This is a genomic window from Streptomyces sp. NPDC023541 (assembly GCF_055559995.1).
The window spans coordinates 24,787-50,858 of the sequence record NZ_JBVHJO010000003.1 but is presented as its reverse complement, the minus strand read 5'-3'; the positions used below and the strand labels follow the sequence as shown (position 1 = coordinate 50,858).

At 72.4% G+C, this 26,072-nt stretch carries 27 protein-coding genes; 15 read left to right on the top strand and 12 right to left on the bottom strand.

Annotated elements, in window-relative coordinates:
• The first annotated feature begins 20 nt into the window (after window positions 1-20).
• The 4 genes from ACZ3X1_RS07770 to ACZ3X1_RS07755 all read left to right on the top strand — a co-directional run bounded on the left by ACZ3X1_RS07770 (window position 21) and on the right by ACZ3X1_RS07755 (window position 3,238).
• Window positions 21-512, top strand: coding sequence for a PH domain-containing protein (locus tag ACZ3X1_RS07770; RefSeq protein WP_356810179.1), 492 nt, complete (start codon window positions 21-23; stop codon window positions 510-512).
• A gap of 326 nt (window positions 513-838) precedes the next feature.
• The gene (locus tag ACZ3X1_RS07765; protein WP_467277687.1) at window positions 839-2,281 is read left to right on the top strand and encodes a PH domain-containing protein; all 1,443 of its coding nucleotides are present in this window, start codon (window positions 839-841) and stop codon (window positions 2,279-2,281) included.
• Between the two features lie 88 nt (window positions 2,282-2,369).
• Window positions 2,370-2,645, top strand: coding sequence for a hypothetical protein (locus tag ACZ3X1_RS07760; RefSeq protein WP_467277685.1), 276 nt, complete (start codon window positions 2,370-2,372; stop codon window positions 2,643-2,645).
• Window positions 2,642-3,238: a hypothetical protein gene (locus tag ACZ3X1_RS07755; protein ID WP_356810177.1), complete on the top strand. Its 597-nt coding sequence runs from the start codon at window positions 2,642-2,644 to the stop codon at window positions 3,236-3,238. The genes ACZ3X1_RS07760 and ACZ3X1_RS07755 overlap by 4 nt, the downstream gene beginning before the upstream one ends.
• Window positions 3,239-3,327: 89 nt before the next feature.
• Here the strand turns inward: ACZ3X1_RS07755 and ACZ3X1_RS07750 are convergent, their stop codons facing one another.
• Window positions 3,328-4,002: a response regulator transcription factor gene (locus ACZ3X1_RS07750; RefSeq protein ID WP_356810176.1), complete on the bottom strand. Its 675-nt coding sequence runs from the start codon at window positions 4,000-4,002 to the stop codon at window positions 3,328-3,330.
• A gap of 17 nt (window positions 4,003-4,019) precedes the next feature.
• On the bottom strand, window positions 4,020-5,222 hold the full coding sequence (locus tag ACZ3X1_RS07745) for a sensor histidine kinase (RefSeq protein ID WP_467277681.1): 1,203 nt from the start codon (window positions 5,220-5,222) through the stop codon (window positions 4,020-4,022).
• A 106-nt stretch (window positions 5,223-5,328) separates the two neighbouring features.
• Here ACZ3X1_RS07745 and ACZ3X1_RS07740 point away from each other — a divergent pair, with 106 nt between their 5' ends.
• Entirely contained in the window at window positions 5,329-6,303 is a 975-nt protein-coding gene (locus tag ACZ3X1_RS07740) for an SAM-dependent methyltransferase (RefSeq protein ID WP_356810174.1), read from the top strand.
• A 168-nt stretch (window positions 6,304-6,471) separates the two neighbouring features.
• On the opposite strand, the gene ACZ3X1_RS07735 is transcribed toward ACZ3X1_RS07740, so the two are convergent.
• Together ACZ3X1_RS07735 and ACZ3X1_RS07730 are read right to left on the bottom strand one after the other, a co-directional pair.
• Window positions 6,472-8,025, bottom strand: a complete 1,554-nt coding sequence (locus tag ACZ3X1_RS07735) for a M28 family metallopeptidase (protein ID WP_362626726.1) — start codon at window positions 8,023-8,025, stop codon at window positions 6,472-6,474.
• A 252-nt stretch (window positions 8,026-8,277) separates the two neighbouring features.
• A complete protein-coding gene (locus tag ACZ3X1_RS07730) occupies window positions 8,278-9,402 on the bottom strand; it encodes a DUF5937 family protein (RefSeq protein WP_356810172.1) in 1,125 nt (374 codons plus the stop codon).
• Between the two features lie 276 nt (window positions 9,403-9,678).
• Here ACZ3X1_RS07730 and ACZ3X1_RS07725 point away from each other — a divergent pair, with 276 nt between their 5' ends.
• Window positions 9,679-9,888 (top strand): hypothetical protein, encoded by a 210-nt coding sequence (locus ACZ3X1_RS07725; protein WP_356810171.1) that lies wholly within the window; start codon window positions 9,679-9,681, stop codon window positions 9,886-9,888.
• Between the two features lie 83 nt (window positions 9,889-9,971).
• Here ACZ3X1_RS07725 and ACZ3X1_RS07720 read toward each other — a convergent pair whose 3' ends face one another.
• From ACZ3X1_RS07720 to ACZ3X1_RS07700, 5 genes are read right to left on the bottom strand one after another with little or no spacing between them, the layout of a single operon-like run.
• Window positions 9,972-10,781 (bottom strand): type III pantothenate kinase, encoded by an 810-nt coding sequence (locus ACZ3X1_RS07720; protein ID WP_030961766.1) that lies wholly within the window; start codon window positions 10,779-10,781, stop codon window positions 9,972-9,974.
• Window positions 10,782-10,784: 3 nt separating this feature from the next.
• Window positions 10,785-11,753: a carboxylating nicotinate-nucleotide diphosphorylase gene (gene nadC / locus ACZ3X1_RS07715; RefSeq protein WP_356810269.1), complete on the bottom strand. Its 969-nt coding sequence runs from the start codon at window positions 11,751-11,753 to the stop codon at window positions 10,785-10,787.
• A gap of 2 nt (window positions 11,754-11,755) precedes the next feature.
• On the bottom strand, window positions 11,756-13,492 hold the full coding sequence (locus ACZ3X1_RS07710; protein ID WP_356810170.1) for an L-aspartate oxidase: 1,737 nt from the start codon (window positions 13,490-13,492) through the stop codon (window positions 11,756-11,758).
• Complete coding sequence (gene panC / locus ACZ3X1_RS07705) at window positions 13,489-14,481, bottom strand: pantoate--beta-alanine ligase (protein ID WP_356810169.1); 993 nt, start codon at window positions 14,479-14,481, stop codon at window positions 13,489-13,491. Before panC ends, ACZ3X1_RS07710 begins: the two co-directional genes overlap by 4 nt.
• Window positions 14,478-15,389, bottom strand: coding sequence for a Rossmann-like and DUF2520 domain-containing protein (locus ACZ3X1_RS07700; RefSeq protein ID WP_362626718.1), 912 nt, complete (start codon window positions 15,387-15,389; stop codon window positions 14,478-14,480). Before ACZ3X1_RS07700 ends, panC begins: the two co-directional genes overlap by 4 nt.
• Window positions 15,390-15,497: 108 nt before the next feature.
• Between ACZ3X1_RS07700 and ACZ3X1_RS07695 the strand changes: the two genes are divergently transcribed.
• The 7 genes from ACZ3X1_RS07695 (at window position 15,498) to ACZ3X1_RS07665 (ending at window position 19,665) form a co-directional block, all read left to right on the top strand.
• Window positions 15,498-16,628, top strand: coding sequence for a threonine aldolase family protein (locus ACZ3X1_RS07695; RefSeq protein WP_467277674.1), 1,131 nt, complete (start codon window positions 15,498-15,500; stop codon window positions 16,626-16,628).
• Between the two features lie 244 nt (window positions 16,629-16,872).
• Window positions 16,873-17,058 carry a DUF397 domain-containing protein gene (locus ACZ3X1_RS07690; protein ID WP_356810166.1) on the top strand — a complete coding sequence of 62 codons (186 nt, stop codon included), beginning with the start codon at window positions 16,873-16,875 and terminating at the stop codon, window positions 17,056-17,058.
• A gap of 72 nt (window positions 17,059-17,130) precedes the next feature.
• Window positions 17,131-17,715, top strand: coding sequence for a hypothetical protein (locus ACZ3X1_RS07685; protein WP_356810165.1), 585 nt, complete (start codon window positions 17,131-17,133; stop codon window positions 17,713-17,715).
• A gap of 53 nt (window positions 17,716-17,768) precedes the next feature.
• Entirely contained in the window at window positions 17,769-17,936 is a 168-nt protein-coding gene (locus ACZ3X1_RS07680; protein ID WP_030763779.1) for a hypothetical protein, read from the top strand.
• A 122-nt stretch (window positions 17,937-18,058) separates the two neighbouring features.
• The gene (locus ACZ3X1_RS07675; RefSeq protein ID WP_467277668.1) at window positions 18,059-18,619 is read left to right on the top strand and encodes a BlaI/MecI/CopY family transcriptional regulator; all 561 of its coding nucleotides are present in this window, start codon (window positions 18,059-18,061) and stop codon (window positions 18,617-18,619) included.
• Between the two features lie 11 nt (window positions 18,620-18,630).
• Window positions 18,631-19,161 carry an amino-acid N-acetyltransferase gene (locus tag ACZ3X1_RS07670; protein ID WP_030656423.1) on the top strand — a complete coding sequence of 177 codons (531 nt, stop codon included), beginning with the start codon at window positions 18,631-18,633 and terminating at the stop codon, window positions 19,159-19,161.
• Window positions 19,162-19,326: 165 nt separating this feature from the next.
• The gene (locus ACZ3X1_RS07665; RefSeq protein ID WP_030656421.1) at window positions 19,327-19,665 is read left to right on the top strand and encodes a histone-like nucleoid-structuring protein Lsr2; all 339 of its coding nucleotides are present in this window, start codon (window positions 19,327-19,329) and stop codon (window positions 19,663-19,665) included.
• On the opposite strand, the gene ACZ3X1_RS07660 is transcribed toward ACZ3X1_RS07665, so the two are convergent.
• Entirely contained in the window at window positions 19,644-20,228 is a 585-nt protein-coding gene (locus ACZ3X1_RS07660) for an SCO3374 family protein (RefSeq protein ID WP_467277664.1), read from the bottom strand. The two genes, ACZ3X1_RS07665 and ACZ3X1_RS07660, sit on opposite strands and share 22 nt — an antisense overlap.
• A 462-nt stretch (window positions 20,229-20,690) precedes the next feature.
• Here ACZ3X1_RS07660 and ACZ3X1_RS07655 point away from each other — a divergent pair, with 462 nt between their 5' ends.
• Window positions 20,691-23,216, top strand: coding sequence for an ATP-dependent Clp protease ATP-binding subunit (locus tag ACZ3X1_RS07655; protein ID WP_356810162.1), 2,526 nt, complete (start codon window positions 20,691-20,693; stop codon window positions 23,214-23,216).
• 69 nt (window positions 23,217-23,285) lie between these two features.
• Here ACZ3X1_RS07655 and ACZ3X1_RS07650 read toward each other — a convergent pair whose 3' ends face one another.
• Window positions 23,286-23,747: a hypothetical protein gene (locus ACZ3X1_RS07650; RefSeq protein WP_467277661.1), complete on the bottom strand. Its 462-nt coding sequence runs from the start codon at window positions 23,745-23,747 to the stop codon at window positions 23,286-23,288.
• A gap of 435 nt (window positions 23,748-24,182) precedes the next feature.
• Here ACZ3X1_RS07650 and ACZ3X1_RS07645 point away from each other — a divergent pair, with 435 nt between their 5' ends.
• The gene (locus tag ACZ3X1_RS07645) at window positions 24,183-24,767 is read left to right on the top strand and encodes a M23 family metallopeptidase (RefSeq protein ID WP_356810160.1); all 585 of its coding nucleotides are present in this window, start codon (window positions 24,183-24,185) and stop codon (window positions 24,765-24,767) included.
• Window positions 24,768-24,891: 124 nt separating this feature from the next.
• On the opposite strand, the gene ACZ3X1_RS07640 is transcribed toward ACZ3X1_RS07645, so the two are convergent.
• Window positions 24,892-26,052, bottom strand: a complete 1,161-nt coding sequence (locus tag ACZ3X1_RS07640; RefSeq protein ID WP_467277658.1) for a LamG-like jellyroll fold domain-containing protein — start codon at window positions 26,050-26,052, stop codon at window positions 24,892-24,894.
• Window positions 26,053-26,072: the final 20 nt, after the last annotated feature.

Genomic DNA, 26,072 nt, shown 5'->3' with positions numbered 1-26,072 from the left:
CTCAGCCCTACGCTGGGGGGATGGATACGGGGACGAAGGGTGAGACGGACGGCCTGCGGTGGGTGGGACTGCCCGGTGGGCTGCTCACCATGCGGCGGACGCTGCTCGTGGGCTGGGCCTGCCTGCTCGCGGTGGCGACCGGGCTGCTGCTCGGGCTGCTCGTGGGTCCGCAGTGGGCGGCGGCCGGGGCGTTCTGGCTCGCCGCGGGGGTCTGGGGCTGGGTGCTCCTCGGCCGGAACTGGCGGTCCTGGCGGTACGCGGAGCGCGCCGACGACCTGCTGATCAGCCGGGGAGTGCTGTGGCGGGAGCAGACCGTGGTCCCGTACGGCCGGATGCAGCTGGTCGAAGTCACGTCGGGCCCGGTGGAGAGGCGCTTCGGCCTGGCCTCCCTCCAGCTGCACACGGCGGCGGCGGCCACCGACGCCCGGATCCCCGGGCTGGCGCCGGCCGAGGCGGAGCGCCTGCGCGACCGGCTCGCCGCCCTCGGCGAGGCAAGGTCGGCGGGCCTGTGACCTCCGGTCGGGCGGGCGACGAGCCGGTGGCCTCCGGCCCGGGGGGCGATGAGCCGGTGGCCTCCGGTCGGGTGGGCGATGAGCCGGTGACTTCCGGGCGGGTGTGTGACGGGCCTGTGGTCTCTGGTCGGGTGGGCGACGAACCTGGAGCCCCCGGTCCGGGGGGTAACGAGCCGATGACCTCCGGTCGGGTGGGCGACGGGCCCGTGGTCTCTGGTCAGGTGGGTGACGGGCCGGTGGCCTCCGGTCGGGCGGGCGACGAGCCGGTGGCCTCCGGCCCGGGGGGCGATGAACCGGTGGCCTCCGGTCGGGTGGGGGACGGGCCTGTGGTCTCCGGTCCGGAGGGCGGCGGGCCGGTGGTCTCCGGTGCGGCTGGAGGCGAGCCGGGTGGTCCGGCGGGCGGGGATCCGGTCCGGACCGGCGCGCCGGGCGGCGCCGCGGGGGAGCCGGCCGGGCGGGCCGTGACCGAGCGCCGGTTGCACCCCTTCACTCCGTTGCGCCGTGCCTGGGTGCCGATCGCCGCGACCGTCGGCGTCCTCGCCCAGCAGGGCGACCGGGCGGCGCGCTGGGTGGCGGACCTGTCCACGCTCCTGCGGCTGGTGACGCTGGCCGGGGTGGTGCTGATGTTCGGCGTGTACGGGTTCCTGAGCTGGTGGTTCACCCACTACGCGGTGACCGACACCGAACTGCGCATCCGCACCGGGCTGCTCTTCCGCCGCACCGCGCACATCCGGCTGGACCGGCTCCAGGCCGTGGACGTCACCCGGCCGCTGCTGGCCCGGCTGACCGGTGTCGCCAGCCTGCGGCTCGACGTGATCGGCACTGAGGAGAAGGACCGGCTGGCCTTCCTCGGCGAGCAGGAGGCCGTCGCCCTGCGCGCCGAGCTCCTGGCCCGCGCCGCCGGCTTCGCCCCCGAGGAGGCGGTGCGCCTCGGCGAGGCCCCGCAGCGCGAACTGCTGCGGGTGACCCCGCGCGAACTCGCCGTGTCGCTGGCGCTCAGCCTCGGCGTCTTGGCGGCGCTGGCCGGCGGGATCGTCGCCCCGTTCGTCGTGTGGTGGTTCAGCTCCAGCCCGTGGGTGGCCCTCGCCACCCTGCTCCCGATGCTGGGCGCGGTCTGGGCGGGCACCGTCGGCCGCTTCCTCACCGAGTACGACTGGCGGGTCGCCGAGTCCCCGGACGGGCTGCGCCTGGACCACGGGATGCTGGACCGGGCCCACGAGACCGTGCCGCCGGGGCGCGTGCAGACCGTACGGATCGTGGAGCCGCTGCTGTGGCGGCGCAGTGACCGGGTCCGGGTGGAGCTGGCGGTGGCCGGGTCGAAGAACGAGGTCCTGGTGCCGGTGGCCTCGCGGGCCGCCGCGTACGCCGTGATCGCCCGGGTCCTGCCCGGGGTGGACCTGGCGGGCCTGTCCTTCTCCGGTTCCCCGGACACCGGTTCGCGCTGGGTGGTCCCGGTGTGGTGGAAGGGCTACGCCCTGGCCGTCTCCCCGGAGGTGTTCGCCGCCCGGCACGGCCGCCTGTGCCGCCGTACGGAGATCGTTCCGCACGCCAAGGTGCAGAGCGTCCGGTTCACCCAGGGGCCCTGGGCCCGGGCCCGCGGTGTCGCCGACGTGCACGTGGACACCGGCGCGAACGGCACGGTCACCGCCCGGCTGCGGGAGGCCTCCGCGGCCGCGCGGCTCCTGCACGAGCAGGCCGCCCGCTCGCACACCTCCCGCGCGTCGGCCCGCCCGGACCGCTGGATGACCGAGTCCGGCCCCGAGGAGTGAGTCCGCCACGTCCCCGGGCCCACGCCCGCGCCCGCGTCAGCGTCAACGAAGTCTTGACAAGATGATCATGTCAAGGTTTCCTTGACGCATGTTGATCTTGCGATCGAAGGGCCACCGGGACCCCTTTCCCGCCACCCCCTCCATGGCCGCCGCCCTGCCGCTCGGCGTGGCTCTGCCCGCCCTGAGCGTGATGTTCGGCGACCGGCTCGGCACCCCCGCCACCCTCGCCCTGGTCCTCGTGGGCCTCGTGATCATCGCCTGCACGGCCGGACTGGCCGCCCGGGCGGCGGACCTCGACGAGCGGGCGCGCCGCGACGAAGCGGTCCTCGACGCCCTCGAACCCCTCGCCGGACTGCGCCGATGAGCGACGGACCGCTGGTCGAGCCGGTGGAGATGGACCGCATCCGGGAAGGGATCGCCGCGGCCGTCCTCGGCGCCCCCGAGGGGCTGGCCGAATCGCTCGAACACGACCCCCACGGGTACCTGCGCCTGGTGGACGCCTCGCGCGTCGGCGCCGAGGAGGCGAGCCGGCTGCTGCGGGAGGCCGTGCACGGCGCCAGGGCCGCCGGCCACAGCTGGGACGCGGTGGGCCGCGTCCTGGGCGTGAGCCGCCAGGCCGCCCAGCAGCGCTTCGCGGGCAAGGCGGCGGGCGGCGCGAGCCCGTCGGTGCCGCCCGTCGGGGGAGCGGACGCCCCCGGGCGCCGGACCCTCGGCGGCCTGACCGCCTTCAACGAGATGGCCGCCCTGGAGGAGGCCGGCCGCGACGGCTGGCACGTGGTGGGCTACGGCCCCTTCTTCCACGAGGTGGAGGCCTCCGACCACCCCTGGGAGCACTGCCGGGTGACGCTCCCGTTCGCCGCGCGGCACCGGCTGTTGGAATCGGAAGGATGGATCCCGGTCGGTGCGGGCTGGTTCCCCTGGCGCTACTACAAGCGGCCCCTCAACCCGGGCGGCTGAGGGGCTCCGCCGAAGCGGTCCGGACCCGGCCGGTCCGGCCGGACCCGGCGGACCCGCCGGACCGGCCCGACGAGTGCGGCGGGGGTCGGCTATCCGGCCCCGCCGCCCGCGCGGACCAGGCCCGTCTCGTACGCCAGGACCACGACCTGGACCCGGTCGCGCAGCCCCAGCTTGGTCAGGATGCGGCCCACGTGGGTCTTCACCGTCGCCTCCGACAGCACCAACCGCGCCGCGATCTCGCCGTTCGAGAGCCCCTGCGCGACGAGCAGCATGACCTCGCGCTCGCGTTCCGTCAGCCGCTCGATCTCCTTGTTCTCCGGCTTCTGCGTCGTCGTCGGCAGCATCGGCGCGAAGCGGTCCAGCAGGCGCCGCGTCGTGGACGGCGCCACCACCGCGTCCCCGCTGTGCACCGAGCGGATGGCGCCCAGCAGTTCGGCCGGCGGCACGTCCTTCAGCATGAAGCCGCTGGCCCCCGCCTTCAGGCCGGAGAAGGCGTACTCGTCCAGGTCGAAGGTGGTCAGGATGATCACCTTCGGGTGCTCCTCGGGCCGGCAGATCCGCCGCGTCGCCTCGACGCCGTCCAGCCTGGGCATGCGGACGTCCATCAGCACCACGTCCACCTTCGTGGCCCGCAGCACCTCCAGCGCCTCCAGGCCGTCACCCGCCTCGGCGACCACCTCCATGTCCGGCTGGGCGGCGAGCACCATCCGGAAGCCGGTGCGCAGCAGGACCTGGTCGTCGACCAGCATCACTCGGATGGACATCAGTTACCTCGTCCTCGTCATATCTTCTTCAGGGGAAGCAGTGCGCTGATCCGGAAGCCGCCACCGGGCCGCGGCCCCGCGTCCAGGGTTCCGCCGACCATACCGATCCGCTCGCGCATGCCGATCAGCCCGTGTCCGGCGCCGTCCGCGCCGCCGTCCTCGTACAGCTCGTGTGCCGCGCCCCGGCCGTCGTCCTCGACCAGCAGACCGAGCCCGTCATCGAAGTAGACCAGCCGGACGCTGGCCTTCGCGTCGGGGCCGCCGTGCTTGCGGGTGTTGGTGAGGGCCTCCTGCACGATCCGGTACGCCGTCAGCTCGACGCCGCTGGGCAGCTGCCGCGGGGCGCCCTCGACCTCGAAGTCCACCGTGAGACCGGCCGCCCGTACCTGTTCGACGAGGACCTCGATCTGCTCGACGTCGGGCTGCGGCACGTAGTCCTCGGACTCCTGCGGCTCGCCCGTGCGCAGGACGCCGAGCAGGCGGCGCATCTCGGCGAGGGCCTGGCGGCCGGTGCCCGAGATGGTCTGGAGGGCCTCCTTGGCCTGCTCGGGCGCCGCGTCCATGACGTAGGCGGCCCCGTCCGCCTGGACCACCATCACCGAGACGTTGTGCGCGACGACGTCGTGCAGCTCGCGGGCGATCCGGGCGCGCTCGGCGGCCACGGCCACCTTCGACTGGGCCTCGCGCTCCTTCTCCAGCCGCTGGTTGCGCTCGACCAGCTGGGCGTAATAGGCCCGCCGGGTGCGCAGGGAGTCTCCCAGCACCCAGGCCAGGGCGAAGGGGACGATCATGAAGACGGCGAAGAGGACGTTGTCGACGTCGTTGGTGCCCTTGTCCACGCCGTACCGCAGGAAGTAGAGCGGCGCGGCCGCCAGCCCCCAGCCCAGGGCGGTGCGCGAGACCCAGCGGGGGACCTCGCTCGCGGCGATCGTGTAGAGGATCACGAACATGGCGATGTCGTAGAACCCCGCGACGATTCCCGCGGCCAGCTGGAGCAGGCCCGCTGCGAGGGTGAGCCAGAACATCGCCTGCGGCCACTTGCGGCGCAGGGCCAGGGCCGTGCTCAGCGCGAGCACGACGGGGACCGCGGCGATCTTGAGGGGCCGGCTGATGTCGGGCTCGCCCACGACGTTCAGCATCGAGACCCCGAAGAAGAGCACAGCCCAGAAGCTGTCGACGCCCGTCGGGTGTCTGCGGAGGAAGTCGTAGAGGCGCTGCACGTAACCCAGAGTAGGGAACGGTGATAGGTGCTGGAGTCAACCAGAGGTCCGAACCTGACACCGGGGACATACTCCCCAAGGTGGAGGGTGAGCATAGCCTTCGGTGATGAGCACTTCTGGTGGACCCACCGCTGCGGTCCGGTGGCGCAGCGCGATGGAAGCCGCGCTGTACGGGCCCGGCGGTTTCTACGTGCGCTCCGGTGGTCCGGGGCCGGCCGGCCACTTCCGTACCTCCGTGCACGCCTCCGCCCTGTACGCGGGGGCCGTGGCCCGGCTGCTGCGCCGGGTGGACGCCGAGCTCGGGCACCCGCGGCGACTCGACCTCGTGGACGTGGGGGCCGGGCGGGCGGAGCTGCTGGCCGGGGTGCTCGCCGCGCTGGATACGGAGACGGCCGCGCGGGTGCGCCCGTACGCCGTGGAACGGGCGGAGCGGCCCCGCGGGCTCGACCCGCGGATCCGCTGGACCGCGCAGCCGCCCGAGGGCGTGACGGGGCTGCTGTTCGCCAACGAATGGCTGGACAACGTCCCCCTGGACGTCGCCGAGGACGGGCACTACGTCCTGGTCTCGCCGGACGGTACGGAGAGCCGGGGCGGCCCGCTGGAGGACGCCGACCGGGCCTGGCTGGAGCGGTGGTGGCCGGGCGGAGGCCGCGCGGAGATCGGCCGGACGCGCGACGAGGCGTGGGCGGCGGCCACCCGCACCCTGGAGCGGGGCCTGGCGGTGGCGGTGGACTACGCCCACACCCGGGAGGCCCGGCCCCCGTACGGCACCATGACGGGATTCCGGGACGGCCGGGAGGTCCCGCCGGTCCCGGACGGGTCCTGCGACGTCACCGCCCACGTGGCGCTGGACTCCTGCGCCGGGCCGGATTCGGTCCTGCTGACGCAGCGCGAGGCCTTGACCGACCTCGGGGTCTCGGGCGACAGGCCCCCGCTGGCCCTGGCCTCCTCGGACCCGGCTGCCTACGTCAGGGCGCTGGCCTCGGCCGGTGAGGCGGCGGAGCTGACCTCCCGGGCCGGTCTGGGCGCCTTCGGCTGGCTGGTCCAGCCGGTCGGCATCCCGCCCTGGCCGAAGCCGTAACCGGAGCCGCAACCGGATCCGAAGCCGGAGCCGCAACCGGATCCGAAGCCGGAGCCGGAGCCGTGACCGGAGCGGAATCGCGGTGCGCGGTCCGCGCCACGCGGGAGGGGCCGGACCCCCAGGGAATCCGGCCCCTCCTCATGACACCGTGCTACCGCCCGGAGCGGCTCACTGGTCCACCTCGTCGTGGCCCGTGTGCAGGCCGCCGCCACCGCCGCTGCCGCCGGGGGTCGGCGTCGACACGACCGGCTTCGACAGCGGGGCGAGGTCGTGGGCGTAGTGGCCGACCGCGTCCGCGATGACGTCGACGTTGATGTCGAGCGCCTTGTGGTCGATGTTGGTGATGTCGTCACCCTCGCCGTGGTAGTTCACGTCGTAGGCGACACCGGCCTGGCCGCCGAACTTCGCGGCCTCCTCGGCCGTCTTGATGCCCTCGGCGCCGGTGAAGGTGCCGCCGGACGGGATGCCCACCTCGATGAACGGGCCGTAGTCCGAGCGGCCGGAGAAGTCCGTGCCCGCGTGCGGGATCTTCTTCGAGTCGAGGAAGTCGGTGATCCCCTTCTCCAGCTGGGCGGAGCCCTCCGGGCCGGGGCCCGAGCCGACGCCGTCCGAGTCGTCGCCGTCGTAGACGAAGTACGCGGCGTTCGGCGAGCCGATCATGTCGAAGTTCAGGTAGAGCTTGATCTGCTTCTTCTGCGCGTCCGTCAGGCCGGCGACGTACGCCTCGGAGCCGAGCAGGCCGAACTCCTCCGCCGACCACCAGGCGAACTTGACCTTGTTCTTGACCTTCTTCTGCTCGCTCGCGAGCCGCTGGGCGACCTGGAGGATGCCGGCCGAGCCGGAGCCGTTGTCGTTGATGCCCGGGCCGGCCGCGACCGAGTCGAGGTGCGCGCCGAGGAAGACGGTGTTGTTCTCGTCGCCGCCCCTGGTCTCGGCGATGACGTTGAAGGTCTTGCGGTTCTCGCGCAGCTCACGGATGTCAAGGGTGACCTCGACCGGGCCGGCGGCGGCCTCGGCGGCCAGCTTCTCGCCGTCCGCCTGGGTGATGCCGCCGGTGGGGACCTTGCCCGCGGCGGGGTCCCCTATGGTGCCGTTCAGGGCGCCCGCGGTGTTGTTGTAGATGATCGCGCCGACCGCGCCGGCCGCGGCCGCGTTCTGCTGCTTGACCGCGAAGGTGCAGCCGCCGCGCTTGACCAGGGCGATCTTGCCCGTGAAGGCGCCGGCGGCGAAGTCGCCCGGCTCGCAGCCGTTGGTCCCGTCCGCGTCGACCGGGGCGACGGCGACCGGGGCCGTCACGCCGCCCTCGGGGGAGTTGGCCGTGTAGGTCATCAGGTGGATCGGTACGTCGCGCCCGCTCGCACCGTTCACCGTCAGCTTCTCTTCGATGGTCTCGACGAAGACGAAGTCGAACTCGTTGCGGGTGACCTGGTAGCCGGCCGCCTTCATCACGGCCTCGATGTACTTGGCCGACTGCTCGTGCCCCTTCGAACCGGCCGCCCGGTTGCCGTTGTTGTAGTCGGCGATCGACTGCAGGACCTTGAGGTGGTTGAAGGCGCCCTTGCCGGTCGCGTCCTTGACCAGTTTGCGGGCCAGCGCGTCGCCCTTGGCGGCGTCGCTCTGCGGGCTCCCGGTGGCACCGGCCGGTCCGGCGAGCAGCAGGGGCGAGACGAGGGCCGCGGCTGCCAGGGCGGCGGTTGCTGCGGCTATACGGCGTGAGGGCATGGAGGTCCTTCCACGACAAAGGCGAGCAGGGCAGGCGAAAGACGGGCACGACGGGGCGGAGCGGGGCACGGCGCGGCGGAACGCGACGGGCCGGACTTGCGGAGGCGGTGCGCGGTACGTGGGGGAACAGTGAGCGCACGTTAGACAGCAAGTGGCCATCATGGCCAGAGTTTTCACTGATTTCGGTTTATGAATTCCGTATATCGGTGAGTCTGGGCCGGTGGGATCCGGCCAGCCGCACGCCCGTTGCCGCTACCGGAGGATGCCCTCGATGAAGTCGGAGCCGATGCGGGCGACGGCGGTCAGATCCAACTCGTGCTGGGCATAACGGCCTTGCCTTCGCGTATGCATCAGACCGGCCTTTTTCAGGACGGCCAGATGCCGCGACACCTCCGGCGCGGTGATCCCGTACACGGTCGCCAGTTCGCTCGTCGTGTACGGCGCGCGGGCCAGGCTCCGGCACAGCATCATCCGCATCGGGTGCGCCAGTGCCTCCATCCGCCGCTGGAGCAGCTCCACCGAGCCCGGCCCGGAGGCCGGCTCGGGGGTACCGAGCGGATAGTGGACCACCGGCCGCCAGTCCGGTGCGTGCAGCACCAGCAGATGCGGCCAGCCGAAGTTGGTCGGCACGAAGACGAGGCCGCTGCCTATGCGCGGATCGGTGGCCGTCGTCGTGCCGTGGACCATCTTGTCGGCGGTGATGGTGGTGAGGCCCTCGTCGACGCTCAGGGCCGTCGAGACGTCCTTCAGCGCGGCCGGCAGGCCCTTGCGGCGCAGCAGCTCCGCCTTGTGCCGGGCGTCGGCGCTCTGCCCCGGCTCCAGGCGCTTCCAGGTCTCGGCGAAGAACGCCTCGTCGCAGTCCTCCAGGAGCCGCCGCAGCCACACCCGTACGGCCGCGGGGTCGTCCAGCAGCCGCACGGAGAAGTCCAGCTGGCGCGGGCCGCGGGCGGCGGCCGCCTCCAGCGCCTTGGCCCGGGCCGCCGGGTCCTTCAGCGGCGAGGGCACGCCGCCCTCGTTGTAGAGCGCCAGCCAGCAGTGCTCAAGGGCCGCTCCCACGAACCGCTCGTCGTCCAGCCGGTCCAGTACGTCGAGCTCCTCGGCCAGCGTCGCCGCCGGCCGCCCGGCCTCCCCGGGGATCCCGGCGAAGGGCATGAAGATGTCGGAGAAGGAGCTGCGCCACATGAACTCGGCCTCCAGCAGACGGTCCGCGAGACACGGATCGAGCGAGGCCGAGGTGGCGGTGGTCCATGAGGTGAGCCGCGGGTGGTGCCCCGGCTGCGAGAGCGCGTGCAGGGCCATGCAGAGCTCCGCGAGCGGTGAGGGCGCGAAGGTGATCCGCTCGTGGGGGAGCCCGGCGATGTCGATGGTGACGCTCATCGGGCCATTCTGTCCGTTCCCGCACGTCGGGAACGTCCGGTCCGGCCTTCCGGCACCGCCGTACGGGTGGCGGCGCGGGCCCCGGCGCGGCGGCCGGACGAGTGATCACGACCGGCGGACGGCCACCCGGCGACCACCCGCGACCACCCCGCGACCACCCCGCGGGCGCCCTGCCGGCCGCCCTCCGGCCCGCCCCGCGGGCGCTTCCCGGCCGAACAGTTGACGGGGAACGTCAACCGTCGTGCGCGGCGGGGCCGACGGGGTGAGGGTGGATGCATGACAGCGATAGAGCAGTACCTCATCGACACCTACCGCGCCTCCCAGCACGGCGACCGCATGCCCCCGCCGCCCGGCCGGGACGACGTCGCCGTCGTCCGCGCGGCCCGCTCCTACCAGCAGTTCCGGGCCGTCGTGGACGGCGGCGAGGCCCGCCGCCCCTGGAGAGCCGCCCTGCGCCGGATGCTGACCCGCCCGCGTCCGTGCTGACGCCCGGCACGCAGGCCCGGGCCCGGGCCGCGGCCGCGCGGTCCGGATCCCGCCCGTGACGGGAGGGGCCGGACCGGGACCGCCTACTCGAAGTTCGGCGCGTTGCGCTGGTACACCAGCCGCAGGCCGATCAGCGTCAGCCACGGCTCGTGGTCGTCGATCACCGACGACTCGCCCAGCACCATCGGGGCCAGGCCGCCCGTGGCGATGACGCGGACGTCGTCCGGATCGCCGTTCGGCCCGGCCAGCTCCTTGGCCATCCGGGCCACGACCCCGTCGACCTGGCCCGCGAAACCGTAGATGACGCCCGACTGCATCGCCTCGACCGTCGACTTGCCGATCACGTGCCGCGGCCGGGCCAGCTCGATCTTGCGCAGCTGGGCGCCCCGTACGCCGAGCGCCTCCATCGAGATCTCTATCCCCGGCGAGATCACCCCGCCGACGTACTCGCCCTTCGCGGACACCGCGTCGAAGGTGGTCGCCGTACCGAAGTCGACCACGATCGCCGGGCCCCCGTAGAGCTCGACCGCCGCGACCGCGTTGATGATGCGGTCCGCCCCGACCTCCTTGGGGTTGTCCATCAGGATCGGCACGCCCGTCTTGATGCCGGGCTCCACCAGTACCGCCGGCACGTCGCCGTAGTAGCGCCGGGTGACCTCGCGCAGCTCGTGCAGGACCGACGGCACCGTCGAGCAGATCGCGATGCCGTGGATCCCGTCGCCGAGCTCGCTGCCGAGCATCGGGTGCATGCCCATCAGGCCCTGCATCAGCACGGCCATCTCGTCGGCCGTGCGCCGGGGGTCGGTCGAGATCCGCCAGTGCTCGACGATCTCGTCACCGTCGAACAGGCCCAGGACCGTCTGGGTGTTGCCTACGTCGATGGTGAGGAGCACCGGTTACACCGCCTCGCGCAGATCGAGACCGATGTCCAGGATCGGCGAGGAGTGCGTCAGCCCGCCGACCGCCAGGTAGTCCACGCCGGTCTCCGCGTACGCCCGCGCGGTGTCCAGGGTCAGCCGGCCCGAGGACTCCAGCACCGCGCGGCCGGCCACCAGCGTGACGGCCTCCTCGGTCTCCGGGACGGTGAAGTTGTCCAGCAGGATCAGGTCGGCGCCCGCGTCCAGGACCTCGCGGACCTGGTGCATCGTGTCGACCTCGACCTCGATCGGGACCTCCGGGAAGGCCTCGCGCACCGCGTTGAAGGCCTGCGCGACACCGCCCGCGGCGACCACGTGGTTGTCCTTCACCAGCGCCGCGTCCGACAGCGACATGCGGTGGTTGACGCCGCCGCCGCAGCGGACCGCGTACTTCTCCAGCGAGCGCAGGCCCGGCGTGGTCTTGCGGGTGTCGCGCACCTTGGCCTTGGTGCCCTCCAGGACGTCCGCCCAGCGGCGGGTGGCCGTCGCGATGCCGGAGAGCCGGCACAGGATGTTCAGCGCGCTGCGCTCGGCCGTCAGCAGGTCGCGGGTACGGGCGCGGACCGACAGCAGCACCTCGCCGGCCTTGACGGTGTCGCCGTCCTCCGCGTGCCGCTCCACCTCGAAGGCCTCCGTGCAGACCACGGAGAACACCGCCTCGGCGATGCGCAGGCCCGCCACGACGCCGTCCTCGCGGGCGACGAAGTCGGCGATGGCCTCGGCGTCCTCGGGGACCGTGGCCACGGTGGTGACGTCCACGCCGCCGTCGAGGTCCTCGGAGAGCGCCATGTGGGCGATGTCCTCGACCTCGATCGGATCCAGGCCCGCGTCCGCGAGCAACTGGGCCAGTGCCGGGTCGAGGCCGCTCTCCTCGCCGTCGCCGCAGGCGCAGTCGTCGCCGCAGCCGCCGTCGTTCTGGTCGATGAGGGGAAGTTCGGGGGTGCTCACGGTCACTGCTCCAGGCTCGGGGTGCTCAGGGGGTGCACGGACGGGAAGTCCGCGGAGTCGGTGGGTACGACGACCAGGGCCCGCCTCTCGGTGGCCGAGAGCCGGACCACCAGGTGGCGGCGCCACCGGGCATCGTCCCGGTCGGGGTGGTCCTCGCGCCAGTGGCAGCCGCGGGTCTCCTCGCGGCGCTGCGCGGCGGCGACCAGGACCCGCGCCACGCACAGCAGGTTCGTGGCCTCCCAGGTGTCCACACCCGGCTCGGCGGTCTTGCCGTGCGCTTCGAGTTCGTTCAGGGCGGTCGCGTACAGCCCTTCCAGGGCCTCGGACGCCGCGGCCAGCGACGCGGCGGAGCGGAGCACGCCCGCGCCGTCCGTCATGATCCGCTGGACCTCGTACCGGGCCCCGGCGGGCTGCAGCGGACCGGTCGAGGGGACCGGCACGCCGGGGCCGTTGCCGCCGTACTCCTGCGCGGTGATGTCCTCGGCGATCCGCTCGGCGAAGACCAGGCCCTCCAGCAGGGAGTTGGAGGCGAGCCGGTTCGCGCCGTGCACGCCCGTGCACGCGACCTCGCCGCAGGCGTACAGGCCGGGGACGGTGGTGCGCCCCTGCAGATCGGTCCGGACACCGCCGGAGGCGTAGTGCGCGGCGGGCGCCACCGGGATCGGCTGCGTCACCGGGTCGATGCCGTGCGCGCGGCAGGCGGCCAGGATCGTCGGGAAGCGCTGCTCCCACATCTCGGCGCCGAAGTGCCGGGCGTCCAGGTACATGTGCTGCGCGCCCTGCTCCTGCATGCGGCGCATGATGCCCTTGGCGACGATGTCGCGCGGAGCCAGCTCGGCGAGCTCGTGCTGTCCGGTCATGAAGCGGACGCCGTCGGCGTCGACGAGGTACGCGCCCTCGCCCCGCACCGCCTCCGACACCAGCGGCTGCTGCCCCTCGGCGTCCGGGCCGAGGAAGAGCACCGTCGGGTGGAACTGCACGAACTCCAGGTCGGAGACCTCAGCTCCGGCGCGCAGCGCGAGCGCCACGCCGTCGCCGGTGGACACCGAGGGGTTCGTCGTCGCGGAGAAGACCTGACCCATGCCGCCGGTCGCGAGGATCACGGCGGGCGCGTGGACGGCGCCGACGCCGTCGTGCTGCCCCTCGCCCATGACGTGCAGCGTGACCCCGGCCGTACGGCCCTGCGCGTCCTGGAGGAGGTCGAGTACGAGTGCGTTCTCCACGGTCTCTATGCCCGCGGCGTGCACGGCCTCGACCAGCGCCCGCGAGATCTCGGCACCGGTGGCGTCGCCGCCCGCGTGCGCGATCCGCCGGCGGTGGTGGCCGCCCTCCCGGGTCAGCTCTATCTCGCCGGTCTCGGCGGAGGTGTCGAAGACCGCGCCGGTGTCGATCAGCCGCCGTACCGCGTCCGGGCCTTCGGTGACGAGCAGCCGGACGGCCTCCTCGTCGCACAGGCCGGCGCCCGCGACCAGGGTGTCGTCGAGGTGCTGCTCGGGGGTGTCGCCGTCGCCGAGGGCCGCGGCGATGCCGCCCTGGGCCCAGCGGGTGGAGCCGTCGTCGAGGCGGGCCTTGGTGACCACGACCGTACGGCGGCCCGCGGCCGCGCAGCGCAGCGCGGCGGTCAGGCCCGCCACGCCGGATCCGACGACCACGACATCGGCGTCGAGGGACCAGCCGGGCGCCGGCGCGTGCAGCCGTATGCCCGTGCTGCCGGCGGGGCCTCTGCCAGGGGTGCTCACGAGTGTGCTCCGAATTCCAATGGGATGTTGTCGATCAGCCGGGTCGTGCCCACCTTCGCGGCGACGGCCAGCACGGCCTGCCCGGTGAAGTCGGGACCGATCTCGGTGAAGTCCTTCGGGTCCACCAGCGCCAGGTAGTCCAGCACGAGCGGCGGCTCCGAACGGGCCGCGTCCGCCAGGACGTGGCCCGCCGCGGCCCGGACCGCGTCCGGCAGGCCCGCGCAGGCCGCCGAGACGGCGTGCGCGTCCGCCGAGGCGCGGATCTCGCCCAGCCTGGCCAGGGCTGTGGCCCGCTGGTCGGTGGCCGGGGCGGCCTCGGCGCGGGCCCGCAGCGCCGCCTGCGCGGCGAGCCGGTCGCGCCCCGCGAAGAGGGCGCGCGACAGCGACAGCGCCGTCTGCCGGTCCGTGGGGGAGAGGTAGCGGTTGCGGGACGACAGCGCCAGGCCGTCCTCCTCGCGGACGGTCGGTACGCCGACCACCTCGACGGGGAAGTTCAGGTCGGTCACCATCCGCCGGATCAGGGCCAGTTGCTGCGCGTCCTTCTGGCCGAAGAGGGCCAGGTCGGGACGGGTCAGGTGGAGCAGCTTGGCGACGACGGTCAGCATCCCGTCGAAGTGGCCGGGCCGGGCGGCGCCTTCGAGGCGCTCGCCCATCGGGCCGGCGGAGATCCGCACCTGCGGGTCCCCGCCCGGGTAGACCTCGTCGACGGCGGGGGCGAACACCGCGTCGGCGCCCGCCGCTTCGGCGACCGCCACGTCCGCGTCGAGGGTGCGCGGATACCGGTCCAGGTCCTCGCCCGCCCCGAACTGCAGCGGGTTGACGAAGACGGTGACGACGACCTGGCCCTCGGGCCCGGCCAGTTCACGGGCGGCCCGGACCAGGGTGGCGTGGCCCTCGTGCAGGGCGCCCATGGTCATCACCACGGCCCGCCGTCCGGTGCGCGGCAGCTTGTGCAGCTCATCGGCGGTGTGCAGCAGCAGCTCGGTCACTGATCGCCCCCGTCAGGGTCCGTGTCGGCGAGTACGCCGAGCAGGTCCTCGGCGAGTTCGGGTTTGAGCAGACCGTGCGCGAGGGCCCGGTCGGCGGTGGTGCGGGCCATGGCCAGGTATCCCGCGACCGTGCCCGGCGCGTGCCGGCGCAGCTCCGCGACGTGCGCGGCGACCGTCCCGGCGTCCCCGCGTGCCACCGGCCCGGTCAGGGCCGCGTCCCCGGAGCGCAGGGCGTTGTCGAGGGCCGCGCCGAGCAGCGGGCCGAGCATCCGGTCGGGGTGCCCGACCCCGGCCTTGCGCAGCAGCTCCAGGGACTGGGCGACGAGCGTGACCAGGTGGTTCGCACCGAGGGCCAGGGCCGCGTGGTACAGCGCGCGGTTCTCCTCCGCGATCCACTCGGGTTCCCCGCCCATCTCGATGACCAGGGCCTCCGCGGCCAGCCGCAGCTCGCCGGGGGCGGTGACGCCGAAGGAGCAGCCGGCCAGCCGCTGTACGTCGACCTCGGTACCGGTGAAGGTCATCGCGGGGTGCAGGGCCAGCGGCAGGGCGCCCGCGCGGCGCGCCGGGTCGAGTACGGCGGTCCCGTACCGGCCGGAGGTGTGCACGAGGAGCTGGCCGGGGCGGATCGCCCCGGTCTCCGCGAGCCCCTCCACGAGCGACGGCAGCGCGTCGTCGGGGACGGTCAGCAGGACCAGGTCGGCCAGTTCCAGGACCTGCCCGGGCGGCACCAGCGGTACGTCGGGCAGCATCCGCGCGGCACGGCGCACGGAGGCGTCGGACACTCCGGACACGGCGACCGGGCGGTGGCCCGCCTGCTGGAGCGCACGGGCCAGCGCCGGGCCGACGCGGCCCGCCCCGACGACGCCGACGGCGAGCCGGGCGGGGCGTGGCTGCTGTGAATGATTCACGCGGGGAATGCCTTCCGTTCCAGTCCGCGGGGGTACCGGACGATACGCCGCCATGCTAGCCCGTGGGGGTCTTGGCCGGTCGGGGACGAGGGGCGAGGATCAGGGGTCATGAGCGACGGCAACGAGGAAACGGAACGTACGGCGCGGCTCGTGGCGGCCTGGCGGGCGGCGGGACGGACCCTGACGCGCAGCCCGCGCGAAGCCACGGTCGGCGAGTCGCTGGCGCGGCTCGCCGAGGCCCCGTACGACATGGACGCGCCCGGCGACATCTACGGCGACGGGATCGTCGCCGAGGTGGAGCGGCGCGTCGCGGAACTGCTCGGGACGCAGGACGCGGCGTTCTTCCCCAGCGGGACGATGGCGCAGCAGATCGCCCTGCGCTGCTGGGCGGGCCGGACCGGCAACCCGGTCGTGGCGCTGCACCCGATGAGCCACCCGGAGATGTGGGAGGGCGACGCCCTGTCGACGGTCTCCGGGCTGCGGGTGGTCCACCCGACCACCGAGGCGCGCCAGCCGACGCCGGAGGAGGTCGGGGACGTCGGGGAGCCGTTCGGCACGCTGATGCTGGAGCTTCCGCTGCGTGAGGCCGGATTCCTGCTGCCCACGTGGGAGGAGCTTCAGGCGCTGGTGGAGGCGGGCCGCGAGCGGGAGGCGGCGATCCACTTCGACGGCGCCCGGCTGTGGGAGTCCACCGTCCACTTCGGCCGTCCGCTGCCGGAGATCGCCGGGCTCGCCGACTCCGTGTACGTCTCGTTCTACAAGTCGCTCGGCGGTCTGAGCGGAGCGGCCCTGGCCGGGTCGCGGGAGTTCGTGGAGGAGACCAGGGTCTGGCGCCACCGCTACGGGGGCCAGATCTTCCGGCAGTTCCCGCAGGCCCTGTCCGCGCTGGCCGGACTGGAACGGGAACTGCCGCGGCTGCCGTCGTACGTGGCCCAGGCGCGGATGGTGGCCGGGGCGCTGCGCGAGGCGCTGGCGAAGTCCGGCGTCCCGTGGTCGCGCGTCCACCCCGAGGAACCGCACACGCACCAGTTCCAGGTGTGGCTGCCCTACGAGCCGGACCGGCTGACGGACGCGGGCCTGCGGCAGGCGGAGGAGACGGGCACGGTCTTCTTCCGCCGCTGGTCGGCCGGGGGGCCGCCGGGCCTCGCGGTGACCGAGCTGGACATCACGGAGCCGGGCCTGTCCTGGAGCGAATCCGACGTCCACGACGCGGTTGCGGCCTTCGTGGCCCGCATCTGACGCCGCCCCGGGCGGGGCCGGAAACGGCCCCGCCCGGGGCCCGCCGGCGCGGACCCGCAGGCCCCCGCCGAACAGTGCTCGTACGCCCGCCGGCCTGCGCACGGCCGGCTGCGCCGTGTACCACCCGCACCCCCGCGGGGAAGCGGCGAAACGCCGAATTGCGCGAAAGTCGCCGGTGCGGACCGGCCACGGAGTTACCGTCCCTTGACCGCAATTACCGGCCACCGTGCCCGGAGGAGACACCATGACCGCTCAGCCCGCGTGGCGGAAGTCCTCGTTCTGCGGCGACGGCGACGCCTGCGTCTACGTCGCCGTCAGCCCCGGAGCCCTCGTGAAGGTCGCCGACCGGGTCGACCCCGCCCACCTGGTCCTCGCCACCACCCAGGCCGCCTGGGCGGACTTCCTGAACGCGGTCAAGCAGACCGGCTGAGCGGGGCCCGCGCCGCGCCGCACCCACCCCTCCTGAGGGGATTTTGTCCGATTAGCGCGTATCTTCGGCCCCATGCCCACGCCCTACGGATCCCGCGGCGGCATGGCGTTCAGCGCCGCCGAGCTGCACGTGCTCAGGCGTTCGCTCGCCCACGCCCTTCAGTCCTCCTCGGCGCCCCTGGCGGCCGAGGAGGTCCAGGACTGCCTGCGCCTGGCGCAGTCGGTGGACGAAGCGGCCCGGGAGGCGGGCCGGCTCAGAGCCTTCCTCCTGGACGATCTGGCCCGCTACCGCAGCGCCCTGCCCGGCAGCCTGTCCGGCTACCTGGAACTGCTCCGGGAAGCCCTCGCCGCGGGCTACGAGCCGGCTCCCGACGACCTCGCCGCCCTGCGCGCGCTCCGCGCCAACCCGGCCGCCGCCGCGCTGCTGGAGGGGGCCCGGGCCGTCGCGGAGCGCTCCGTGCGGCGCCGCCTGACGGCGAACCCCGCGCCCCGGACCCGACGGCTGACCCTGGCGGGCGCCCGGGAGGAGCCGCCGCGGCCGGCGCCCGCGCCCAAGGAGCGCCCGCGCCCCGAGCGGCCGGTGCCGACGCCCGGTGAGGTCTTCCCGCCGCGCCGCAAGCCCACCCCGCCCCCGGCGTCCGGGCTCGCCGTCGTGTGAACGCGCCCGGGCCGTTAGGACCGGCCCGGATCCGCTTGGCTACGCTGGGGGGCATGGACTACGTCTCCGCGCTCGTGCCCCCCTTCGTGATGGCCGCGTTCTTCATCGCCCTCGTCGTGACGATCGTGAAGAGCCAGGGCGGCTCCAACAAGGCCAAGGAGGACGCGGCGGTCGACGCCGTGATCGCCCGGGCGGAGGCCGCCCGCCAGCAGCAGAACTAGGCCGGGGTGCCCGCGGGCATCTCGCGCGGGTGCGCGGCCGTACGGGCCGTGCGCCCGATTTCGTTGCGCGTTGCCGGGTGAATAGTCGGGCAATTCCGCACAGACCGCACTATCGTGCTGTTGTGCCTCGCCCCTTGGGAGAACTCGAAGACGCCGTCATGACGCGGGTGTGGCAGTGGAACCGCCCGGTCACCGTTCGGGAAGTCCTGGAAGACCTCCAGCAGGAACGGTCCATCGCGTACACCACGGTCATGACCGTTATGGACAATCTCCATCAGAAGGGCTGGGTCCGCCGGGAAGCCGAAGGCCGTGCCTATCGATATACGGCGGTCTCCACCCGCGCCGCCTACTCGGCCGCACTGATGAACGAAGCCTGGTCGACGAGCGACAACCCCGCCGCCGCTCTCGTCGCGTTCTTCGGCATGATGTCCGCGGAACAGCGCGATGCGCTCCGCGACGCCGTCCGGGTCGTCCAGTACGACGACGAGTCCGTCGCCGACGCCCCCGCGGAACCCCGCGGTGAACCCCGCGCGGAAGCGCCCGCGGAACCTCCTTCCACGCCTTCCGGCGAACCTTCCCCCGCACCCTCCCGGGAACACTCCCCGGAACCCTCCCCGGAACCTTCCGCGGCACCGGAAGCCGAAGGGCGGACCGCCGGGCACCCGGGGCCGCCGGGGCGATAGCGTCCGCAGCCATGGGAGAGTTTTCCTCTGCACACGCAGAAACAGTGACGATCCGCCGTGCCCGCACACGCGATGTTCCCGCGCTGCGCCGCCTCCTCGACCAGTACGTGCAGCAGCGGATCCTGCTCGACAAAGCACCCGTCGTCCTTTACGAGGACATCCAGGAGTTCTGGGTCGCGGAACGCGACTCCGACTCACAGGTGGTGGGCTGCGGTGCACTCCACGTGATGTGGGAAGACCTCGCCGAAGTGCGCACTCTCGCCGTCGACCGCGACTTGAAGGGCGCCGGCGTCGGCCACCAGGTGCTCCAGCAGTTGTTGAGCACCGCCCGCACGCTCGGCGTGAGCCGGGTTTTCTGCCTGACCTTCGAAGTCGAGTTCTTCGCGAAGCACGGCTTCGTCGAGATCGGCGAGACCCCGGTCGACACCGATGTCTACATGGAGCTCTTGCGTTCCTATGACGAGGGCGTCGCCGAGTTCCTCGGTCTCGAACGAGTGAAGCCCAACACCTTGGGCAACAGTCGGATGCTTCTGCACCTCTGATCGATGGCCTCAGCTTTTCCGGCGCTCCGCGCACCTGTGGCCTATGTCCGAATCGCGCACGTTTCCCGCCTCGTTGCGGTCTCGAACCTCTCCCGGGGGGTTTGTGTTTTCCAGGCAAAAGCGGTTTCCTTTCCGCGTACTGCTTTTCGATGAAAGGAAATCCCGGTGGCACAGAAGGTTCAGGTCCTTCTTGTCGACGACCTCGACGGTGGCGAGGCGGACGAGACGGTGACGTTCGCTCTGGATGGCAAGACCTACGAGATCGACCTCACCACCGCCAACGCTGAAAAGCTCCGCGGTCTGCTCGACCCGTACACCAAGGGCGGCCGCCGCACCGGTGGCCGTGCCACCGCGGCCCGCGCCAAGGGCCGCGCCGCCGCGGCGACCGGCAACCCGGACACCGCCGAGATCCGCGCGTGGGCCAAGGAGAACGGCTACAACGTGAACGACCGCGGCCGCGTCCCGGCCGAGATCCGCGAGGCCTACGAGAAGGCCAAGGGCTGACGGACCCCGTTCGTACGCCGCCCCAGCCGCGCCCGGTGGCATTCCGTCGCCGCCGCGGCGACCAGGCGTACGAGGTCGGGCCCGCGAGCGGCCCCTGCGGCCCGCCCGGGACCGGGCAGGGCCGGCAGCAGCGCCTCACACCCCTGCTCGGGGGGTCGCAGCCACACGGCGGCCCCCCGAGGGCTTCCTCCGGGGGGCAGCCCCGGTGGAGCCGGGGCGGTGATCCGCCCGCCCGCACCCAGGGCGGCCAGATCCAGGGCGACCCCGCCCCACTCCAGCCAGTCGAGCAGCCCGTCGAGCTCCTCTGCGCTCCCCGGGGCCACCAGGAACCGCATCCGGCGCCCCATCACGGCCACCGGACCCGTGGCGACCGGCCGGCGCAACAGCGCCGTCCCAGCGTCCGACGGCAGCTCCAGCACGTCGAATCCGATCCCGGTCACGAGCTGGACCGGCGGCCCGCCCGTGACGGTCCAGCCGAGCACCCTCCCGTACCAGGCGGCGTACGCGTCCTCCTCGGGCGCGACGCGGGGCGGCGGGACGGTCGGCAGGACGGTTGCGGCCATACCCGGAGCAACTGCGGAATCGCGCCGGGGTTACGGTGGACGTCACCTTCCGCACTCGAAGATGTGCGGAACGTAAACGCCCAAGGGGTCGGAGTCCCACATTCGAGACGGAACCCTGTTCGCCCTCAGCGGAGGGAACCGGCGCCACCGGCATGGAGTGTCAGCCCTTACGGGTAAGACATTCCTAGTGGATCGGGGCGACACGCTGATTTGACCGGCTTCCGTTCGCCGTCGGCGTACACGCATGACGGGTATCTGCCTGGCCTGCGGGAACATCGTCTCGCACCATCGAGTTGGAGCAGTTGTCGGCTCTTCAAGCCGGTTTTCCCGCTGATGCAGGGGTGAGCCGTGGACGGATGTCGGCAGTTGGAATGAGCTGTCCCGCCCCACGGGACTAGCATGCGGAAGGACAGGGCGGGGACCGACCCCGAACTGCCCGACCGCTCTGAGGAGCGATAAACGATGTTCGAGAGGTTCACCGACCGCGCGCGGCGGGTTGTCGTCCTGGCTCAGGAAGAAGCCCGGATGCTCAACCACAACTACATCGGCACCGAGCACATCCTCCTGGGCTTGATCCACGAGGGTGAGGGTGTCGCCGCTAAGGCCCTGGAGAGCCTCGGGATTTCGCTCGAGGCTGTTCGCCAGCAGGTTGAGGAGATCATCGGTCAGGGGCAGCAGGCCCCGTCCGGCCACATCCCCTTCACCCCGCGGGCGAAGAAGGTCCTGGAGCTTTCGCTCCGAGAGGCCCTCCAGCTCGGCCACAACTACATCGGCACCGAGCACATCCTGCTCGGCCTGATCCGCGAGGGCGAGGGTGTCGCCGCCCAGGTCCTCGTGAAGCTGGGCGCCGATCTCAACCGAGTCCGGCAGCAGGTCATCCAGCTGCTCTCCGGCTACACCGGCGGGGGCAAGGAGTCGGCCACGGCCGGCGGCCCGGCCGAGGGCACGCCCTCGACCTCGCTCGTCCTGGACCAGTTCGGCCGCAACCTCACCCAGGCGGCCCGCGAATCCAAGCTCGACCCGGTCATCGGGCGCGAGAAGGAGATCGAGCGGGTCATGCAGGTGCTGTCCCGCCGTACCAAGAACAACCCGGTCCTCATCGGCGAGCCCGGCGTCGGCAAGACCGCCGTCGTCGAGGGCCTGGCGCAGGCGATCGTCAAGGGCGAGGTCCCCGAGACCCTCAAGGACAAGCACCTCTACACGCTTGACCTCGGCGCCCTGGTCGCCGGTTCCCGCTACCGCGGTGACTTCGAGGAGCGCCTGAAGAAGGTGCTCAAGGAGATCCGCACCCGCGGCGACATCATCCTGTTCATCGACGAGCTCCACACCCTCGTGGGTGCGGGTGCCGCCGAGGGCGCGATCGACGCCGCCAGCATCCTCAAGCCCATGCTGGCCCGTGGTGAGCTCCAGACCATCGGTGCCACGACGCTCGACGAGTACCGCAAGCACCTCGAGAAGGACGCGGCCCTCGAGCGCCGCTTCCAGCCGATCCAGGTGGCGGAGCCTTCCCTCCCCCACACGATCGAGATCCTCAAGGGCCTGCGCGACCGCTACGAGGCCCACCACCGCGTCTCCATCACGGACGAGGCCCTCGTCCAGGCGGCGACGCTGGCCGACCGGTACATCTCGGACCGCTTCCTCCCGGACAAGGCGATCGACCTGATCGACGAGGCCGGCTCCCGGATGCGCATCCGCCGGATGACCGCGCCGCCGGACCTCCGCGAGTTCGACGAGAAGATCGCGGCCGTCCGCCGGGACAAGGAGTCGGCCATCGACTCCCAGGACTTCGAGAAGGCGGCTTCTCTCCGCGACAAGGAGAAGCAGCTGCTGGCGTCGAAGACCAAGCGCGAGAAGGAATGGAAGGCCGGCGACATGGACGTCGTCGCCGAGGTCGACGGCGAGCTCATCGCCGAGGTCCTCGCGACCGCGACCGGCATTCCCGTCTTCAAGCTCACCGAGGAGGAGTCCTCGCGACTGCTCCGCATGGAGGACGAGCTCCACCGTCGGGTCATCGGCCAGAAGGACGCCATCAAGGCGCTCTCCCAGGCGATCCGCCGTACCCGTGCGGGTCTGAAGGACCCCAAGCGCCCGGGTGGCTCGTTCATCTTCGCCGGCCCGTCCGGTGTCGGTAAGACCGAGCTCTCCAAGACGCTCGCCGAATTCCTCTTCGGCGACGAGGACGCGCTGATCTCCCTCGACATGTCGGAGTTCAGCGAGAAGCACACGGTTTCCCGCCTCTTCGGTTCGCCCCCCGGTTACGTGGGCTACGAAGAGGGCGGCCAGCTCACCGAGAAGGTGCGCCGCAAGCCGTTCTCCGTCGTCCTCTTCGACGAGGTCGAGAAGGCCCACCCGGATATCTTCAATTCCCTTCTCCAGATCCTGGAGGACGGTCGCCTGACCGACTCCCAGGGCCGGGTCGTGGACTTCAAGAACACGGTCATCATCATGACGACCAACCTGGGCACCCGGGACATCTCGAAGGGTTTCAACCTGGGCTTCGCGGCTCAGGGCGACACCAAGACCGGCTACGACCGGATGAAGGCGAAGGTCAACGAAGAGCTCAAGCAGCACTTCCGGCCCGAGTTCCTCAACCGTGTGGACGACACGGTCGTCTTCCACCAGCTCACCGAGGAAGACATCATCCAGATCGTCGACCTGATGATCGCGAAGGTGGACGAGCGCCTGAAGGACCGCGACATGGGCATCGAGCTGAGCGGCGACGCCAAGCTCCTGCTCGCCAAGCGCGGCTACGACCCGATCCTGGGTGCCCGGCCGCTGCGCCGGACCATCCAGCGCGAGATCGAGGACATCCTGTCGGAGAAGATCCTCTTCGGCGAGCTGCGCCCCGGTCACATCGTGGTCGTCGGCAAGGAGGGTGAGGGCGAGGAAGCCAAGTTCACCTTCCGCGGCGAGGAGAAGTCGGCGCTGCCCGACCTCCCCCCGATCGAGGCCACGGGCTCCGGCCCGGACCTGTCGAAGGGCGCGTAGGCGCGACTGAGCGGTAAAAGGGGCGGCCCCGGGACTCCACGTCCCGGGGCCGCCCCTTTGTCCTGCCCGTCAGCCGGTCACCTCACCGCGGGGCAGGAACCGGCGGTGCCGGGTGAGGGCCTCGTCGGCGGACAGGGCGTACGGGCAGGCGCCCGGTCCGACAGCGGCCGCGCCCGCGGCCCGGGTGTCGGGCGCTGCCCGGACATTGGGCTCCGGCAGCGGGCGGGAGACCTCCAGCGACACGTAGGCGGTGTCCAGGGGCCAGCGCGTGGAGTCGGGGGGCAGGTCCAGGCCGAAGATGGTCAGGCCGCTGTGGCGGCGGGCCAGGTAGGGCGAGGTCGCCCAGGGCGTGGAGGGTCGCCGCGAGCGCCGCCGCCACGCCGGCTTCCTCGCCGAGCGGGAGCGGCCGCTCGCCCGGGCCCGCAGGGCGTCGCGGACCAGGCGGTCGGCCGGCTTGCGAAGGTCCGCCGCGTCGAGGCCGCGCTTCTCGCGCCAGGCCACATAGGAGGAGAGCCGCAACGGGCGGTTCACCAGGCCGGCGCCCGCTCCTTCCCCCCTGTAAGAGCTTCCTGACGAGGGGCCAAGACCCCCGAGGCCAGCCTGATCCCCACCACGCATGCGTCCACGAGGTCGGGGCGTAGCGCCGGTCACATTGGAAGGGGTCTCAACCCGGCGGCCCGGGCCGGTGGCCGGTGACAAGCCACACAGGATAAATCGGACATACTAGGGGGTTTCGTAGATCGAGCAGCCCCTGTCGAGGGGTCTTAGCCCCAGGTGGATCCCGTCAACGGGGCACGTCACCCCGGCACGGCTACGAGCCCCGGTAGTAAACGGGGACGTTTGGGGAAGTCCGGGCATTCGGGTTACCAAAGATGAGCCAACCCGGCACATGGCTGAGCGTGCCGGGTCACTTCATGCCCGAGACGGGCGTGATCGCCCATATCCCCGGCCCCGGAGGTCTGCTCTATGTCCGCGAAGCGCGTCATCACCCGTTCTACCCGTATCACCGTCGGCGCAACCCTCGGTGCTGTGCTGGCTCTCGGGGCCGGGACGACCGCCGCCTTCGCCGACGCCCCGCAGACGGCTCCCGCCGCCACCGCCGACGTCGCCGCTGCGGCGAAGAAGAAGGCCGGCCTCTGGGACAAGCCGCTGGAGAAGTACACGCTGTCCGCGACCTTCGGCAAGGGCGGCAGCATGTGGGCCCGCAAGCACTCCGGCCAGGACTTCGCCGTCCCGGTCGGCACCCCGGTCAAGGCCGCCGCCGCCGGCGTCGTCGTCAAGGCCGGCCCGAACGGTGGCGGCGACGGCCCCGCCTACGGCAACGCCATCGTGATCAAGCACGCGAACAACACGTACTCGCAGTACGCGCACCTGTCGAAGATCAAGGTCAAGGTCGGCCAGAAGGTCTCCGTCAAGCAGCGCATCGCCCTGTCCGGCAACACCGGCAACTCCAGCGGCCCGCACCTGCACTTCGAGATCCGCACCACCCCGAACTACGGCTCGGCCCTCAACCCGGTGGCCTTCCTGCGCACCAACGGCGTCAGCATCTGACCTGCGCCACACGCACCGTCACCGACGCCGACCGGCCCCCGTGGCCGGTCGGCGTCGTCGTGTCCGGCCGAGGCCGTCGTGTCCGGTCGGGGCCGTCCCGTCCGGTCGGGTCAGATCGGGTCGGTCAGGTCAGCAGCCAGGCGTGGGCCGGCTTCGGCGCCGGGCCGAGCTTGCCCTCCTTGTACGCGGCGGCCTGCTCCGCCGAGAAGGCCGCGTTGTAGATCTTGATGTTGTGCAGCGCGCCCTGCCACGGGCCCGTCCAGATGTTGTGGTGCTTGGACCGGCCGAGCTGGAGCGGGCCGGGAGCCTGCCAGATGGCCGGAACCTCGGTCTCACCGGCCTTCTTGCCGTCCACGTAGAGGGCGATGTTCTTCCTCTCCGCGTCGTACGTGGCCATCACCAGGGTCGGTGTCTTGAGGATGGTGAGCCCCTCGGCGGCGACGGTCTTCGTGGTCGCCGCGGCGCCCTTGTCGCCCGTCTGCACCCGGAAGATCCACGCCTGCTTGCCGTTCACCTCGTTCACGCCGAGCTCGAACGAGAAGGACTCCCCGTCGCCCTGGCTCATGACGATCCGCGAGCCCTTGGTGGCGGAGCTGTAGGCGCGCGCCGTGATCGTGAAGCTCTTGGTGACGTCGACGACGGGCTCGGCGGACTGCCCCCACGAGTTCCCGTTGCCCTTGCCGACGACCTGGAAGCGCTTGCCCAGCGGGCCGACCTTGAGGTCGGGGCCCAGCCGGATGCCCGTGGAGCCGTAGCTGTCGCGCAGCAGGGTGTCGTCACCCGCGACGGTGGCCGTGTAGGCCGCCGGCGACTTCGAGTCCTCCGGTTCCGGTGAGGCGGACGCCGAGGGCTGGGCGTTCGTCCCCTCCGGGCCGTCGCCGTCGCCGGCCAGCAGGAAGAACGTCCCACCACCGGCCAGCAGCGCCAGTACGGTCACCCCGCCGACCAGCGCCCACCGCTTCTTCTTGCGTCGTGCGGCCTCGGAACGGTCGGCCATGGCCTCCCAGTCCGGCTGCTCCGACGCGCCGGGTATGTCCGGACCGGCCAGCCGCGTGAAGCCCGGCTGGGCCGGGGCCGGGGCGGGCGCCGGCTGCCACGGCTGCCCTTGCGCGTCCTGCTGGTACGGGTTCGGCTGCTGCCCGGACTGCGGATAGCCGTAGCCGCCGCCTCCGGACGGGTAGCCGTAACCGCTCTGGGCGGGCGGTCCCGGCGGGAACCCGTATCCGCCGCTGCCGTGGGCGGGCTCGTGCTGCGGGCTGCTCGGGGGATTCGTGCCGTCGGTCATGGCACGGAGCCTAAGACACG

Coding starts and splice junctions, on each gene's coding strand:
- ACZ3X1_RS07645 (WP_356810160.1), top strand. CDS start 24,183: ATGTCCGCGAAGCGCGTCATCACCCGTTCTACCCGTATCACCGTCGGC.
- ACZ3X1_RS07740 (WP_356810174.1), top strand. CDS start 5,329: ATGAGCACTTCTGGTGGACCCACCGCTGCGGTCCGGTGGCGCAGCGCG.
- ACZ3X1_RS07735 (WP_362626726.1), bottom strand. CDS start 8,025: ATGCCCTCACGCCGTATAGCCGCAGCAACCGCCGCCCTGGCAGCCGCG.
- ACZ3X1_RS07770 (WP_356810179.1), top strand. CDS start 21: ATGGATACGGGGACGAAGGGTGAGACGGACGGCCTGCGGTGGGTGGGA.
- ACZ3X1_RS07730 (WP_356810172.1), bottom strand. CDS start 9,402: ATGAGCGTCACCATCGACATCGCCGGGCTCCCCCACGAGCGGATCACC.
- ACZ3X1_RS07660 (WP_467277664.1), bottom strand. CDS start 20,228: ATGGCCGCAACCGTCCTGCCGACCGTCCCGCCGCCCCGCGTCGCGCCC.
- ACZ3X1_RS07725 (WP_356810171.1), top strand. CDS start 9,679: ATGACAGCGATAGAGCAGTACCTCATCGACACCTACCGCGCCTCCCAG.
- ACZ3X1_RS07690 (WP_356810166.1), top strand. CDS start 16,873: ATGACCGCTCAGCCCGCGTGGCGGAAGTCCTCGTTCTGCGGCGACGGC.
- ACZ3X1_RS07685 (WP_356810165.1), top strand. CDS start 17,131: ATGCCCACGCCCTACGGATCCCGCGGCGGCATGGCGTTCAGCGCCGCC.
- ACZ3X1_RS07695 (WP_467277674.1), top strand. CDS start 15,498: ATGAGCGACGGCAACGAGGAAACGGAACGTACGGCGCGGCTCGTGGCG.
- ACZ3X1_RS07755 (WP_356810177.1), top strand. CDS start 2,642: ATGAGCGACGGACCGCTGGTCGAGCCGGTGGAGATGGACCGCATCCGG.
- ACZ3X1_RS07655 (WP_356810162.1), top strand. CDS start 20,691: ATGTTCGAGAGGTTCACCGACCGCGCGCGGCGGGTTGTCGTCCTGGCT.
- ACZ3X1_RS07750 (WP_356810176.1), bottom strand. CDS start 4,002: ATGTCCATCCGAGTGATGCTGGTCGACGACCAGGTCCTGCTGCGCACC.
- ACZ3X1_RS07670 (WP_030656423.1), top strand. CDS start 18,631: ATGGGAGAGTTTTCCTCTGCACACGCAGAAACAGTGACGATCCGCCGT.
- ACZ3X1_RS07640 (WP_467277658.1), bottom strand. CDS start 26,052: ATGACCGACGGCACGAATCCCCCGAGCAGCCCGCAGCACGAGCCCGCC.
- ACZ3X1_RS07760 (WP_467277685.1), top strand. CDS start 2,370: ATGTTGATCTTGCGATCGAAGGGCCACCGGGACCCCTTTCCCGCCACC.
- ACZ3X1_RS07680 (WP_030763779.1), top strand. CDS start 17,769: ATGGACTACGTCTCCGCGCTCGTGCCCCCCTTCGTGATGGCCGCGTTC.